We start from the raw sequence: 14,527 nt of genomic DNA, 5'->3' as shown, positions 1-14,527 counted from the left end.
ATGGACACGAACGAGTGAATACGATAGGAGCAAGCATGCAAACTGCTTTGCTGTGGGCTGCCGGCGGGACCGGCTTCACCTTCTTGATGACCACGTTGGGCGCTGCGTCGGTTTTTCTGTTTCGCAAGCGCAACAGCATGGTGTTTCAGCGGATATTCCTAGGATTCGCGGCTGGCGTAATGATAGCGGCGTCTGTGTGGTCGTTGCTGATTCCCGCCATCGAGCGCGCGGAGGAAGCGGGGCAGGTCGGGTGGATTCCCGCTGCGGGTGGATTCGCCATCGGCGTGGCGTTCCTCATGGTGCTGCACCAGCTGTTGCCGCACCTGCATCCGGGCGAGAGCAAGCCCGAGGGCCTGCCCAGCAAATGGGATCGTCCCACGCTCCTGTTCACGGCCGTCACGTTGCATAATATCCCCGAAGGCATGAGCGTTGGCCTACTGTTCGCCATGGCTGCCCAGAACGGCGGCGACCCCGCCATGTTCGGCATGGCCGTGGCGCTGGCTATCGGCATCGGTATCCAGAACGTGCCCGAGGGCGCAGCAGTGGCGCTGCCCATGCTGCAGGAGGGCATGAGCGCACCGAAGGCGTTCGCATTGGGAGCGCTGTCGGGTTTGGCTGAGCCGGTGTTCGGCATCCTCGTGGTGCTGTTCGCCGGGCTCATCTCGCCGTACATGCCGTGGATGCTGGCGTTCTCAGCCGGTGCCATGATGTACGTTGTGGTGGAGGAGCTTATCCCCGAGGCGCATCTGGGCGAGCACTCCAACGCCGGCACGCTGGGCGTGATGGCCGGCTTCCTGGTCATGATGATCCTGGACGTGGCGCTGGGCTAGAGGCGCGGTGCAGGATGCTCTTTCTTGGAGACGCTGCTGGTAGTACTATGTGATACGTTGCACCACGAACAATCAACATGACGTGAACGCATGGCGGAAAGGAACGTCTATGGAGAACTTCGAATTCGTGTCGCCGACCCACTTCGTGTTCGGAAAGGGCGCTGAAGAGCAGGTGGGAAGCAAGCTGGCCGAGTGCGGTGCGCGTACGGTGCTGCTGCACTTCGGCGGCCAGAGCGCCGTGAAAAGCGGCCTGATCGACCGCGTGAAGGCATCGTTGGATGCACAGGGCATCAAGCACGTGGAGCTGGGCGGCGTGCGTCCGAACCCCGAGATCACGCTTGCTCGCGAAGGCATCGCGCTGTGCAAGGAGCACGATGTCGACTGGGTGCTGGCCGTGGGCGGAGGCTCGGTCATCGACTCGGCGAAGGCCATCGCCGTGGGCGCGCACTACGACGGGGACGTGTGGGATTTCTTCGAGACGAAGCGGCCGACGGACGACGTGCTGCCCATCGCCGTGGTGCTCACCATCCCGGCTGCCGGCAGCGAGGCGTCGAAGAACACGGTGGTGTCGAACGACGCCTTGCAGATGAAGTCGGGCTACGCGAACAACGCCCAGCGCCCGAAGCTGGCGTTCATGAATCCCGAGCTCACGTTCACGTTGCCTCCGTTCCAGACTGCTGCGGGCCTTACCGACATGTTCTGCCATCTGCTGGAGCGCTTCTTCGACGACGTGGGCGCGGTGCCGGTGACGGACAACCTGTGCCTGTCGCTTATGAAGACGGTGCGCGCCGAGGCGCCGCGCGTCATGGTGGATCCCGAGAACTACGATGCGCGCGCGAACGTGATGTGGGCCGGCATGTTGTGCCACCAGGGCCTCGCCGGCGTCGGCCGTCACGAGGACTGGGCGACGCACGGCCTGGAGCACGAATTGTCGGCCCTCTATCCCGAGATCACGCACGGCGCAGGCTTGGCCGTCATGTTCCCGGCCTGGATGGAGTTCGTCTACGATGCGAACCCGGCGCGCTTCGCCTACTACGGTCGCGAGGTGTTCGGACTGGCGCCTACGGGCGACGTGAACGCCGACGCGCTGTCGGCCATCGACGAGACGCGCTCGTTCTTCGCCTCGCTCGGCATGCCTATCACGCTCGCGGAGCTCGACGTGGAGGAAGACGACATCGAGAAGCTCATCCCCACGCTCAAAGAGAACAAGGGCGAGCCCTTCGGCAGCTTCAAGAAGCTCACCATGGACGATGCCCGCGAGATCTATAGGATCGCGTTGTAACGGCGCTTGCTTTTGCGCCGCCCGTTCGTATAATAGAGGCGAGCCGCAGGGAGCTCTAACTCCCCACGGCTCTCGAATCGCTTCGGCGGTTTGGCTACTTGGTTACGGCTCCTTGTCCTTGCGGATCGGGAGCCGTTCCGCTATTGCTGTCAAGAACCCCAGCAAGCTGGAAGCGAACTCAAGGATCGCCGCTATCAAGGCCAAAACGGTCATGGCGTCCACCTCCCTCCGTGCGGTCCCTCGCTCGGGAGCATCTGGTGGAAAGGGGTGTGGTGCCGCGCCGCCTCTGCGCTTCGTACCTCTTAGTATAGCGACCGCGTATCATGCGCAGATGGCGCGCATCCAGCGCGGATCTTCCTCGATCTCGCGCGCGTCCGACGCGCTTGCCACGCGGATTCCACGTTTCTCGCCGGCGTTTCCGACGCGGTTTCCACGCGAATGCGATGCGAGGCTAGCTCATATACGAAGCGGTTGCGCGCAAAGTTCGCAAGCGAGGCGTTCATCTGCGAAAACGAAAGGGCGTCTCACGCGAAGCATTCGTGCCGCTTGCCGCGGAGAGGTGGCGTCTTCCTATAGAAAACAGCTTGCGACGATGACGATGGCGGTGGTCAGCAGACCTGACACGGCGATGGAGACGCCGCTCATGGCGCCTTCGAGCTCGCCCATCTCAAGGGCCTTCGTCGTTCCCACCGCGTGGCTGCACGTTCCGATGGCCACGCCCTTGGCGATGCCGTCGCGCACGCGGAACAGACGCGCCATGAGCGGCGCGGTGATGGCGCCCAGGATGCCGGTGACGATGACGGCGGCCACCGTGATGGACGTGATGCCGCCCAGCTGCTGCGATACCGCGATGGCGATGGGTGTGGTCACCGACTTCGGGATGAACGACAGCGCAAGCGCATCGTCGAGCCCCAGCAGCTTGCACAGCGCGTAGGCGCTAGCCATGGACACCACCGAGCCTACAAGGCAGCCCGCGAAGATGGGAACGAAGTGCTCCTTGAGCGTCTGGCGCTGCCGGTACACCGAGTATGCCAGCGCCACGGTGGCCGGTCCTAACAGAAACGAGATGAGCTGCACGCTCTGCTCGTAGGAATCCAGGGGGATGCGCAGCGCCACGAGCGCCGCGATGATGAACGCGACGGTAACCAGCAGGGGATTGAGCAGCGGCGACTTCACGCGCTCGTACAGCAGCACGGAAAGCTTGAACACTGCGAACGAGGCGACGGTTCCCACTGCGAGTGTCAGTGCGAGTTGCGCTATGCCGTCCATCGCGCCTACGCCTCCTCGTCGGCGACGCGGGCGACGCCTGTCGCATCGACGCGCTTCGCCGTCAGCCGAGACACGAGCATCACCGTGTACGACGTGGCCAAGAACACGATCACCGTGGTGATTACGCATACGAGCGCGAACTTCAGCGCGTTGCCCTCCAAAAGGGAGACGCAGCCCATGATGGCCACGCCGGCGGGAATGAAGAACAGCGACATGTTGTCCAGCAGGCAGTCGCAGGCGTCGCCCACATGCCGCGCTTTCAGCAGACCCGTGCCCAGCAGTACCAACAGCAGCACCATGCCCACGATGTTGCCCGGAAGTCGGACAGGAAGCACGCTTGCGATCGCGCATCCCGCACCGTACACGGCAACCACCAGGGCGAGCTGCGCGGCGAAGCGCGCTCCTCGCTTGCCCGCCCGTCCTGCTTTCGCGCGCCAAGAGACATCGCCATGAGCAGGTGCGGACGCGCACCCGGAGACGCCTGAGACGGCGTCGGTCTGCTGTTTCACGATTCCAATCCTCACGTGTATGCGGGCGCACGCGCCGCTTTGCTTGTGCGCCTGCCCAATTTTTGCCGCGCCCATTGTACGGCGGTTGTCGTGTTTGCGTGCGATCTGCGCTCAGAATTCACGCAAACGACCCTTCCGATCGTTTCGGAGCGCTCTCGAACCAAAGAAAGCGGCACCGCCGAAACCGACGGTGCCGCTTGCAGGTGGTTGCGATCCGGATGCTAGTCCTTGCCTACCAATGCGTTCACCAGCGCCGATACGATGCTGATGACGATGGAGGCCACGAACGCGCTGCCGAACGAGTCGATGACCAGTCCCACTTGGAAGATCCCGTTGGCCAGCCATGCCGCGATGTACAGCATGAGCGTGTTCACCACCAGGTAGAAGATGCCCAGCGTGATCACGCTGATGGGAAGGCTGAGCACCTGCATGATGGGCTTGATGCTGATGTTGATCAGCGACAGGATCAAGCCGAAGATGGCGATGCCCACCCACGCGTCGGTGCCGCCGAGCAGATCCATGCCCGGAACGATCCACACCGCAACGCCCACGGCGATAGCGGTGACGAGCCAGCGGATGATGAAGTTCATGGGACGCTCCTTGACGTGCGACGATATATCCGTATCACTGTAGCACGCTGAAAGCGAGACGGAAAACATCGGTCATGGAGCCGTAACCCAACGAACGGCGCCGACCCGCGCGTATGCGCCGCCTGCGCGAGCGAGCAGGCGGCGCAGTGGGAGCTACAGCACCTGTATCGTCCCGGTGGCCATGAGGGCGATCGATACCGCCATGAGCACCACGATGACGGCGGCTATCGCCTTGTCCGCCATGTTTGGCAGTATCTTCTCGCCGCGTTCGCGCTGGCCCATGGCATATACGATGATGCCGGGAGCGAACAGGATAGTGGTGATCATGATTCCCACCAGCCCGGCCGCCCACACGAGGAACACCGTGTACACGAAGCCGACGGTGCCGAACACGCGGGCTTTCTTCACCTGCTCGGGCGTCAGGTGCTCGCGCTTCCAGGCGATCTTCATGTAGTAGGCCGCCGAGCACACGTAGGGGATGAGGATGGTGGACACGGCGCACGCGTAGAAGAATTGGTACGTGGACGACGAGAACACCGACACGATCAGGAACAGCTGCGTGATGCCGGTCGAGATGAGCACGGTGACGATGGGCGCTCCGTTCTTGTTCGTGCGCGCGAACGACTTCGGGAACACGCCCTGGCGCGCGGCTTCGAACGGCGTCTCGGCGGCGATGATCACGTAGCCCAGCATCGCGCCCAGAAGCGACAGCACCACGCCGAGGTTCACGATGCTCGCGCCGACAGGCCCGATGGCATGTTCGAGGATGCCCGCCATCGACGGGGTGGCCAGCTCGGCCATCTGCGCGCGCGGCATGACGCCCATGCTCTCCAGCGAGATGATGAGGTACAGCACGAACACCGAGATGAAGCCGATGACTGTGGCGCGGCCCACGTCGCGGGCGTATTTCGCGCGACCCGAGATGACCACGGCGCCTTCGATGCCGGTGAACACCCACACGAGCGCGATCATGGTGGACACGATTTGCGTGCCAAGGTCGGGCCCGCCCGCTTCGCCCCAGAAGTTCTCCATGAAGATGGCGGGGTCGAACTTGCCCAGCAGCGCGATGGACAGCACGAACAGCGCAAGCGGCACGAGCTTCGCGATGGTGACGATGACGTTGATGCCGGCCGCTTCCTTCACGCCGCGCGACACGAGCCACACGAGCAGCCACAGAAACGCCGACGCGCACACGCACGACAGCAGGTTGTTGCCGCTTTCAAACGGATGGAAGAAGTACCCCAGCGCCGAGAACAGCAGGATGGCGAACGACACGCTCGACAGGCACGCCGACACCCAGTAGCCCCATGCGGAGTTGAACCCGACGAAGTCGCCGAATCCGGCTGCCGCGTAGGCGTAGATGCCGCCGGTGAGATCGGGGCGGGCCTGCGACAGCCCGTTGAAGCACATCATGAGCGAGAACACGCCCACGAAGCAGATGGCCCAGCTGATGAGCACGGCGCCGGTGCTGGCGCCTCCGGCGGCCATGTCGCCGGCCAGCGCGAAGATGCCTCCGCAGATGCTGGCCGTGATCACCATCATGGTGAGGCGGAACAGATCGAGGCCGTTCGGGTCGATGATCTGACCTTTGTCGCGGGAGGCTCCTGCGCTGGCGGCGAGGCTCCCGTCGAGGGTTTCAGAGGCAGCGTTCGACATAGCCCCTCCTTTATCTGGGGGTCGAAGGGAATGCTGACGCAGGGCACGGCAAGGTGCGAGCGTCGGAAATGCAACGGCGCGCCGGGCAAGTGCCGCAGCGCGCCGTATGCGGCGATGTAAAAACGGAGGAGACGAGCTGTTTGTGACGAGTCGGATAGCCGTGAAGGTTCTGGGGGTTTGAGCTAGCGAACAATCCAGTGAATTGTTCGCTAGTGCTTTTCCCGGCCGAGCGGTCGGGGGCCGGGTGCGAAAGCCCCCAGGTTCTGAACGGCTAGGCGGCCGCCACAAACAGCCCCCAGGTTAGAAGCGCAGCGACAGGCAGCTCAGGCCGCCGTCCAGCTTGCGGTACTCGGACGTATCGACGGTGATCGTCTCGTAGCCGGCGTCTTGCACGGCCTTCAGCACGGTGGGATAGCCCTCGGGCACGATGACGGTGCCGTTCACCCAGATGCAGTTCGCGGCGTACGCCTCGTCCTCGGGGATCTCGATGCGGTTGTACTGCTCGAAGTCGGGCTTCGTCACGAACTCGCCGGACACCAGCATGTTGCCGTCCTCCAGGTAGTTCACGCCGGTCTTCAGGTGCAGGACCTTCTCCAGCTTCACTTCGGAACCCTCGAGGCCCCAGCCTTCCAGGATCTCGCAGAACTGGCGGATGCCCTCTTCGTTCGTGCGGGCGGACTGGCCCACGTAGAAGTGGTCGCCCACCATCATGACGTCGCCGCCGTCCAGCGTGCCGGGGCTCACGATGCGCTTCACATGCTCGTCGTCGAAGAACTGGCGCACGGCCGGCTCGATCTCGTCCTTCTCGCCGTTGCGGCTGTCGGCGCCCGGGTTCGTGATGATGGCGCCGCAGCGCGTGATGACCGCGGGATCCTCGACGAAGCAGGAGTCGGGGAACTGCTCGAGGGCGGGCAGGACGGTCACTTCGACGCCGCACTCCTTGAGGGCCGCGATGTAGTCGTCATGCTGCTTGAGGGCTTTCTCGTAATCAGGCTTGCCGAGTTCGGGCGCGGAGGTGATGCCCTCGACCATGGACTTGGCGGGGCGGCGGACGATGACGTTGGAGAACTTGGTCATGACGGATCCTTTCGTGAGAGATCATTTCCGTTTGCTTCCTATGGCGCATATTGTATTCTGTATATTGTATACAATCAAGAGGAAACGGGAAGTTTTTCGGAGTTGTTGAAAAGGGGATGGTGGGTCTCATTTGGCGACGGCGAGGGGCACGCCGGCCCTCGAATTCCCTCGGGCGCGATCGGGGTGCGTGGGCAGAGCGCATCATCGCCCGAAAAACACGCTCCAGCCGATGAGGCGTGTTTTTCGGGCGATGATGCGTGTCGGAATGCGAGCGCGAATGCGGCAGAACCTCCATGCATGCGGGGCAAGCGCGCGAATGCGCCGTAGTGCTTGTGGTATATTGGCATACACGAAAGCCGTACGACAGGCGGATGAAATGACGAACGAATACCGTTCCCTCAAAGACCATGTATACAACCACATCGTCGACCTGATCGACGGCGGGACTTTGGCCGACGATCACAAGATCAGCGAGCAGCAGATATGCGATGCGCTCGGCGTCAGCCGCACGCCCGTGCGCGAGGCGCTCATCCAGCTGGCCGCCGACGGTTACTTGGAGAACGTGCCGCGCAAGGGCTTCTACGTCAAGCGTGTGACGGAGGACAGCGCCCGCGAAATCGTGGAGATCATCGGCCCGCTGGACGGCCGCGCCGCGCTGTTGGCCGTGGGCGACATGACCGACGACGACATCGCGCAGCTGCAGTTTTTGCACGGTTCCATGCAGCTGGCCATCGAGAAGGGCCTCTACAAGAAATACGACGACCTGCAGCACGACTTCCACGACTGCTATGTGCGCAAGTGCGGCAACACCCGTCTGATAGGGCTGATTCACCAGATGAACCGCTACTTCATGAAACGGGAGTACGCCAACGTGGGCGCCGACGAGCTGGACGGCCTGCTGCGCAAGGCCAACGAAGAGCATGCGGAAATCGTCAGGCTCTTCGAGCTGCGCGACGGCGAAGAGCTGCAACGGTTTATTCGCGACGTACATTGGAGCATCGACAATGCCAAGTTCCTCGTCTGGTAGCGCCCAACCCGCGCAGCGTTCCACGCAGAAAGCGCCCGTCTGTCCCGTCGAGCGCGAGTGCGGCGCCTGCCAGCACGTGGGCGTTCCGTACGCGCAGCAGCTCGCAAGCAAGGACACGCGTGTGGCCGAGCTGTTCGCCGACGTGGCCGACGCGTCCGCGTTGCGGCCCATCCTGGGCATGGATGAGCCGTACTGCTATCGCAACAAGGTGGTGTCCCCCTACGCGCCCGGTCGCAAGCTGCAAGGCTCCGCGAACGCTCGGGCGGGGAAGGGGCGCGACGCGCGCGGCGGCCGCGACGGCAAGCGCGCTCAGAAGCCGCGCCGCGAGATCCTCTGCGGCATGTACGCGGCCGGATCGCACCGCATCGTCCCCACCGACGGCTGTCTCATCGAGAACGAAGAGGCCAAGCGCATCATCCGCACGGTCCGCGACCTCATGCCGCGCTTCGGTATCGAGCCGTACCGCGAGGATTCCGGCACGGGCTTCCTGCGCCACGCCGTGGTGCGCGTGGGACATACCAGCGGCGAGATCCTGGTCACGCTGGTCACGAACGGCCGCGCTTTCCCCGCATCGCGCGCGTTTTGCCGAGAGCTGGTGCGCCGCTGCCCTCGCATCACGTCGGTCGTGCAGAACGTGAACGAGCGCCAGACCAACGTAATTCTCGGCGAGCGCGAGCAGACGCTGTACGGTCCGGGCTTCATCCTGGACAAGCTGTGCGGGCTGAGCTTTCGCATCTCGTCGCAGTCGTTCTACCAGGTGAACGCCGTGCAGACCGAGGTGCTGTACGAGCGCGCCATCGACCTGGCCGGCTTCACCGGCTCTGAAACGGCCATCGACGCCTACTGCGGCACCGGCACCATTGGTCTGGTGGCCGCCAAGCGCGGCGCGCGCCAGGTGATCGGCGTGGACACGGTGGCGTCGGCCGTGCGCGACGCGCGCGAGAACGCGAAGCACAACGGCGTGGAGAACGCTCGGTTCGCGGTGGGCGATGCAGGGGCGTTCATGCGCGAGCGCGCCGCCGCAGGCGATGCTGTGGACGTGCTGCTGATGGATCCGCCGCGCGCCGGGTCGAGCGAGGAGTTCCTCGCGGCCGCAGTGACGCTGGCGCCCCGGCGCATCGTCTACATCTCGTGCAACCCGACTACGCAGGTGCGCGACCTGGCCTTTTTGCGCCAGCGCGGCTATGCCGTTCGCACGGTGCAGCCGGTCGACATGTTCCCTCATACGGATCACATCGAGACGATCGCGCTGGTGGAGCGCGTCGAGGGCTTCTTTGAAAGGAGCGACCGATGAGCGATTGCGATATTCGTCAGTCGTCGAACGATGAGCCTGACGAAGCGGTTCCGAGGATGCGGCACGACGCGCCGCTCGCGGTCGACGGGAGCCATGGCGGCTCCACCGATCTGCGCAGCTTCGTGTTCGATACGGTTCTCGAAGGCATGCGCACGAGCATCTACGTGACTGATCCGAAGACGGATCGCATTCTTTATATGAACGGGTTCATGAAGCACGATTACGGCGTGGAGGATCCGGAGGGCAAGGTGTGCTGGCAGGTGCTGCAGCGCGGCTTGACCGAGCGATGCGCCTTCTGCCCGGTTGACGAGCTTCTAAGCTGCGGCGACGAAGTTCCATTGGTGGAGTGGGACGAGGAAAGCTCCATGACGGGGCGCACGTACCGCAACTACGACAGCCTGGTGACCTGGGTCGACGGGTCGCGTGTGCATTTGCAGCAGTCGGTGGACATCACGGCGCTCGTTTCTGCGAACACCGACGAACTGACCGGGATGCTGTCGCGCCGAGCCGGTAAGGAGCGGCTGGGCATCTCGCTTGCGCGGGCTGCGGTCGAGGGCGAGCAGGTGTCCGTCGTTCTATACGACATCAACCGGCTGAAGGATGTGAACGATCTTCATGGCCATGCCGAGGGAGATTACCTGATCCGTTCGGCTGCGAACGCCGTACGATGCGAATTCGGTCCCAACGATTACGGGTTCCGCTTGAGCGGCGACGAGTTCGTGTGCGTATTCCTAGGCGACGCGGCTTCCACGCGCGTCAAGATCGAGCGCGCACGCGCTGCGCTCTCCGCGACTCCGCGCCGTACCGAGCCTCCCTACGAGATGGGTTTCTGCTTCGGCATCGCAGAGGCGGACCCCGAAGCGCCGCTGGAGTTGTACGAGGTGCTGGCCTTGGCGGACCGGCGTATGTACGAGGAGAAGCGACGTTTTCATATAGATCGCAACATCAACGCCCTGATCAGCGCTGAACGATCGGGCAGGGGGGTGTCGGTCGATCCGTGCTCGTTCTCGTACGATGAAAGCAAGCTGTACGACGCGCTGGTCGAGAGCACCGACGATTATCTGTACGTATGCAACATGAGAACCGGCGTGTTCCGCTACCCGCGCGCTATGGTGGAAGAGTTCGACCTTCCCTCCGAGGTGGTGGAAAACGCGGCGGCCGTGTGGGGTTCGAAGGTGCATCCTGACGACAAGCAGGCGTTCCTCGAATCGAACCAGGAAGTCGCCGATGCGCGCACGACGCGCCATTGGGTGGAGTATCGCGCCATCAACCGCAAAGGCGAATGGGTGCGTCTGCGATGCCGCGGCCGGCTCATCCTCGACGCGAAGGGAAAGCCGCTGCTGTTCGCCGGGTTCATCACGAACCTGGGAAAGAAGAGCAAGGTCGACCCGCTGACCGGTCTTTTCAACAAGTTCGAGTTCGAGGACGACGTGCGTCGTCGTATGGAGACGATGCAGAGCGCGCGGATCAGCCTCATGGTGCTGGGTATCGACGACTTGCGGCACATCAACGACCGCTACGACCGTGCATTCGGCGATGAGGTCATTCGGTTCGTGGCGCAGCGCATCCAAAGCTCGCTGCCCGAGGACGCGCGCGTGTACCGTCTGGACGGCGACGAGTTCGCCGTGATCGTCGATGACGATGTCGACGTGCTGCGCAGCGCATACGCGCAGCTAGGCGGTATGTTTCAGCGACAGCACGATCATGAGGGCCGCAAGTTCTATTGCACGCTGTCCGGCGGCATCGCGCAATATCCCGGCGATGCCGAAACGTACGAGAGCCTCGTGAAGTACGCCAATTACGCGTTGGAACACGCGAAAGGGCATGGGAAGAAGCGCTGCGTAAACTTCTCGCAGCCTATTCTGGCCGAGCGCGTGCGCGAGCTCGAGCTGATGGAGCTGCTGCGGGACAGCGTGGAGAACGGCTTCAAGGGATTCAGCCTGTGCTACCAGCCTCAGGTGGAAGCTGCAACGGGTTGCGTCGTGGGAGCCGAGGCGCTTGCGCGTTGGCGTTGCGACGAGTATGGCGACTTGTCGCCGCTCGAGTTTATCCCGCTGCTCGAAGAGAGCGGTCTTATCGTTCCTGTGGGCACGTGGGTTCTGCAACATGCTGTGGACACCTGTAAACGATGGAGGAAGGCGATCCCCTCGTTTACCATGAGCGTGAACCTGTCGTATCGCCAACTTGACGAGGACGGTCTGGTTCCTCTTATCGTGGACACGTTGCGAGAGGCGGAGCTGCCTCCTGAGAGCCTCGTCGTGGAGATGACCGAAAGCCGTTTCGCCGACGACGCCCAGGTCACTCATGAGCTGTTCGATCAGCTGCGCATGCAAGGCGTGCGTGTGGCTATGGACGATTTCGGTACGGGCTACTCGTCGTTGGGCGTGTTGAAGACGTCGCCTGCCGACATCGTGAAAATCGACCGCGCGTTCATCCGCGATATCCAGACGAGCACGTTCGATGCCACGTTCATCAAGTTCGTGGTGGAATTGTGCCACGCCGTGGGTATCAGCGTGTGCCTCGAAGGCGTGGAGACCAACGAAGAATACGAAGTAGTGGGCGGCATGGGTCTCGATTATATCCAAGGCTTCCTGTTCGGTCGTCCTCTGCCAGAAGAAGAGTTCGAGCGGAGGTTCTTGGAAGGGAGGGCATGATGGCTGCTGTGCAAACGGAAACGCTGGTCGATCGGGCGGCAGCGGTGCTCTCGGCACGCCGCTTGGCCGATGCCGATACGCCGGCGATGCTGATGGTGTCGGGCGGGTCGGATTCGACGGCGCTCGCGTATATCGCCTGCGAGTTGCGGGAACGCGGGGCGCTGGGGCAGCTTGCCATGCTGCACGTCAACCACCGGCTTCGGGGCGAGGATGCCGACGAGGACGCTCGCTTCGTCGCTCAGTTGGCCGAGCTGCTGGACGTTCCGCTGTTCTCGTGCGAGATAGACATAGCGGGAGAGGCGCAGCGCACGGGCGAGAACGTGGAGGCGGTGGCCAGGCGTGAGCGTTACCTGGCGGCCAACGAAGCGCTCGAAAGCCTCTGCTTGCATGCGGCGACACCGCTTGCCGATGGACGCATCCTGACGGCGCACACGGCCGACGATCGCGTGGAGAGCTTCTACATGCGCTCCATCGTGGGCACGGGGCCGGGTGGGTTCCGCGCCATGAAGTACCGCAACGGGCCGGTGGTGCGCCCCCTGCTGGATGCGAGCCGCGAGGAGCTGCGCGCCTACATCGCCGAGCGCGAACGCGACGGCGCGCCCGTGGCCTGCGACGACGCGGGTTGCTTATGGCGCGAGGACGCGACGAACGCGCACACCGACCGGTTCCGGGCCTACGTGCGCCATGAGATCGTCCCGCGCGCGAAGGAGCGCAACCCGCAGCTTCTGGAGGTGCTCGGCCGCACGATGAACCTCATCGCCGACGAGGACGATATGCTGGAGGATATGGTGGATGGGCTGATGGCGGGCCACGTCGAAGCGCTCGGCGACGAGTACGACGCAGGTTGCGTGCTGGCGCCCGCATTCGGCGCCGAGCCGTTGCCCCTGCGCCGGCGCGCCGTGATGCGCGCGCTGCAGCTGATGCTGGGTCGCGACGCCCGCGTGGAGACGGCCTCGGTGGAGGCCGTGCTGGCCGCGTTCGACGACGAGGCGGGCGGCAAGCCTCGCAGCGGCTACGTGGCCAACATCCAAGGCGACCTCGCCGTCAGCGCGAACAAGCGCGGCGTCCGCATAGAGCCCATGTCCGCCTACCGCGCCCGCCGAAAGCGCGGGTAGGTCGCGCTACGATCGTCTCCAAAGCGATTCGTCGGCGATGGCTTCGGGAAGCCATGCTCCCACTGACTTCGACGCGCCCCACCAAGCGAGCGTGTTGCGGTGCCATAGGGCGATGCGCTTGAACGCGACGGTGTTGTCCAATACGTGCGCCTCCTCGCAGTAGGGTAGCGCTTTGCTCAGATTCGCGAGCGACGCCCGGTACCGTTTTCGAACGAGCGCCTCATCTATATCGTGACCTCCCGCCTGCACGCGGCGTTCGATGCGTTGCAGGGCTATGCCCTCGTTTGCAAGGCCGATGTAGAACAGGAACACGCGGTATCCCTTCTCGCGTGCTTCGGCCATGGTGCGCAGGGCTCGATGGCCGGCCAGCGTTGTTTCCTGATTGAACGAGCGTCGTGCCGCCAGATGCTCGTCCACGCTGCGCAGCGCGATCCTGCCTGCGGCCACTTGATCCTGGCCGTTCGACCAGTCCCCGCCTTGCTCTCGGAGGATTTCGTCGGGGTTCACGCGCGTCATGGTGGCGGGCATCCCTCCCGTGTGCCAGAAATCGCTGCGGAACAGGGTGGATTTGCCTGCTCCGTTCACGCCGGCGAACACCACGTAGAACGGTTGCTCGCTCATCAGAAGACCCCTTGGCGAACGAGCTCCGACTGTTTGCGTTGGAGGAAGAAGTCGGCGACGGCGATGCGGAACGCGGCCTGCTCGGGGTCGTCGATCGCCGCTATCTCGGCAGCGCTCGGGCACGCTGCCAGATGGTCTTTGCATGCGCGATAGAGCTCGCTTGCTGCTGCGTGCGGCTTGCTGTCGTCTGCAGGGGACGGAACGTCCGCCTTGCGCGGACGGCCTGCGGACGGCCGGGTTGCGGCACGCTGCATCACGTCCTCCTCCCGGAGCGTCCACGTGCGTCCGACTTTCTGCGCCGGCAATGCTCCTTGTGCGATGAGCGCCCGCACCCGCGTTGGCGTGACCTGTAGGATTTCGGCGCTTTCGACGACCGACAGCATGCAACCTCCTTGGTTCTGCGCGAGCGGCATATGATCCGAGTATAGAATAATCATTGCGATATCGCAATGATTATTGAACTCGATGAGGGACGGCTTATGCGTTCTCAACGATATCGCGTACGCGCGTTCTCTTATCGCAGCGCATCGCGACGATTGTTTCACGTGAAACAATTCGGTGAGATGTGTAGCAGGGAGAATCGGGGAGGAGTTTGCGGTCGGG

Annotated in this window: 13 protein-coding genes; 6 read left to right on the top strand and 7 right to left on the bottom strand. The window is 63.5% G+C overall.

All coding sequences use genetic code 11. The features are described 5' to 3' along the window. The first annotated feature begins 35 nt into the window (after positions 1-35). Both ELEN_RS14595 and ELEN_RS14590 read left to right on the top strand, forming a co-directional pair. Positions 36-830, top strand: a complete 795-nt coding sequence (locus ELEN_RS14595; protein ID WP_009305273.1) for a ZIP family metal transporter — start codon at positions 36-38, stop codon at positions 828-830. 109 nt (positions 831-939) lie between these two features. Beyond that, positions 940-2,112, top strand: coding sequence for an iron-containing alcohol dehydrogenase (locus ELEN_RS14590; protein WP_015761453.1), 1,173 nt, complete (start codon positions 940-942; stop codon positions 2,110-2,112). Positions 2,113-2,682: 570 nt separating this feature from the next. Here ELEN_RS14590 and ELEN_RS14585 read toward each other — a convergent pair. The 5 genes from ELEN_RS14585 to ELEN_RS14565 all read right to left on the bottom strand — a co-directional run bounded on the left by ELEN_RS14585 (position 2,683) and on the right by ELEN_RS14565 (position 7,213). Beyond that, a complete protein-coding gene (locus ELEN_RS14585) occupies positions 2,683-3,381 on the bottom strand; it encodes an LrgB family protein (RefSeq protein WP_009305271.1) in 699 nt (232 codons plus the stop codon). Positions 3,382-3,386: 5 nt separating this feature from the next. After that, a complete protein-coding gene (locus tag ELEN_RS14580) occupies positions 3,387-3,890 on the bottom strand; it encodes a CidA/LrgA family protein (RefSeq protein ID WP_009305270.1) in 504 nt (167 codons plus the stop codon). A gap of 221 nt (positions 3,891-4,111) precedes the next feature. Further along, the gene (locus ELEN_RS14575; RefSeq protein WP_009305269.1) at positions 4,112-4,480 is read right to left on the bottom strand and encodes a phage holin family protein; all 369 of its coding nucleotides are present in this window, start codon (positions 4,478-4,480) and stop codon (positions 4,112-4,114) included. 153 nt (positions 4,481-4,633) lie between these two features. Beyond that, complete coding sequence (locus tag ELEN_RS14570) at positions 4,634-6,136, bottom strand: basic amino acid/polyamine antiporter (RefSeq protein WP_015761451.1); 1,503 nt, start codon at positions 6,134-6,136, stop codon at positions 4,634-4,636. Positions 6,137-6,436: 300 nt separating this feature from the next. After that, entirely contained in the window at positions 6,437-7,213 is a 777-nt protein-coding gene (locus tag ELEN_RS14565; protein WP_015761450.1) for a dimethylarginine dimethylaminohydrolase family protein, read from the bottom strand. A 376-nt stretch (positions 7,214-7,589) separates the two neighbouring features. On the opposite strand from ELEN_RS14565, the gene ELEN_RS14560 reads away from it, so the two are divergent. The 4 genes from ELEN_RS14560 to tilS are packed head-to-tail and all read left to right on the top strand — an operon-like array spanning position 7,590 to position 13,303. Beyond that, entirely contained in the window at positions 7,590-8,240 is a 651-nt protein-coding gene (locus ELEN_RS14560; RefSeq protein ID WP_009305266.1) for a GntR family transcriptional regulator, read from the top strand. After that, on the top strand, positions 8,218-9,534 hold the full coding sequence (rlmD, locus tag ELEN_RS14555) for a 23S rRNA (uracil(1939)-C(5))-methyltransferase RlmD (protein ID WP_015761449.1): 1,317 nt from the start codon (positions 8,218-8,220) through the stop codon (positions 9,532-9,534). The genes ELEN_RS14560 and rlmD overlap by 23 nt, the downstream gene beginning before the upstream one ends. After that, a complete protein-coding gene (locus tag ELEN_RS14550; protein WP_015761448.1) occupies positions 9,531-12,188 on the top strand; it encodes a bifunctional diguanylate cyclase/phosphodiesterase in 2,658 nt (885 codons plus the stop codon). Before rlmD ends, ELEN_RS14550 begins: the two co-directional genes overlap by 4 nt. After that, complete coding sequence (tilS, locus tag ELEN_RS14545; RefSeq protein WP_015761447.1) at positions 12,188-13,303, top strand: tRNA lysidine(34) synthetase TilS; 1,116 nt, start codon at positions 12,188-12,190, stop codon at positions 13,301-13,303. Before ELEN_RS14550 ends, tilS begins: the two co-directional genes overlap by 1 nt. Positions 13,304-13,309: 6 nt before the next feature. Here tilS and ELEN_RS14540 read toward each other — a convergent pair whose 3' ends face one another. Further along, entirely contained in the window at positions 13,310-13,924 is a 615-nt protein-coding gene (locus tag ELEN_RS14540) for an ATPase (RefSeq protein WP_015761446.1), read from the bottom strand. Further along, a complete protein-coding gene (locus ELEN_RS14535; RefSeq protein ID WP_009305261.1) occupies positions 13,924-14,307 on the bottom strand; it encodes a helix-turn-helix domain-containing protein in 384 nt (127 codons plus the stop codon). Before ELEN_RS14535 ends, ELEN_RS14540 begins: the two co-directional genes overlap by 1 nt. Between the last annotated feature and the right edge of the window lie 220 nt (positions 14,308-14,527).

This window comes from Eggerthella lenta DSM 2243, assembly GCF_000024265.1.
Classification (GTDB): Bacteria; Actinomycetota; Coriobacteriia; order Coriobacteriales; family Eggerthellaceae; genus Eggerthella; species Eggerthella lenta.
The sequence above is the reverse complement of the archived record's forward strand: the minus strand, read 5'-3'. Positions and strand labels throughout refer to the sequence as shown.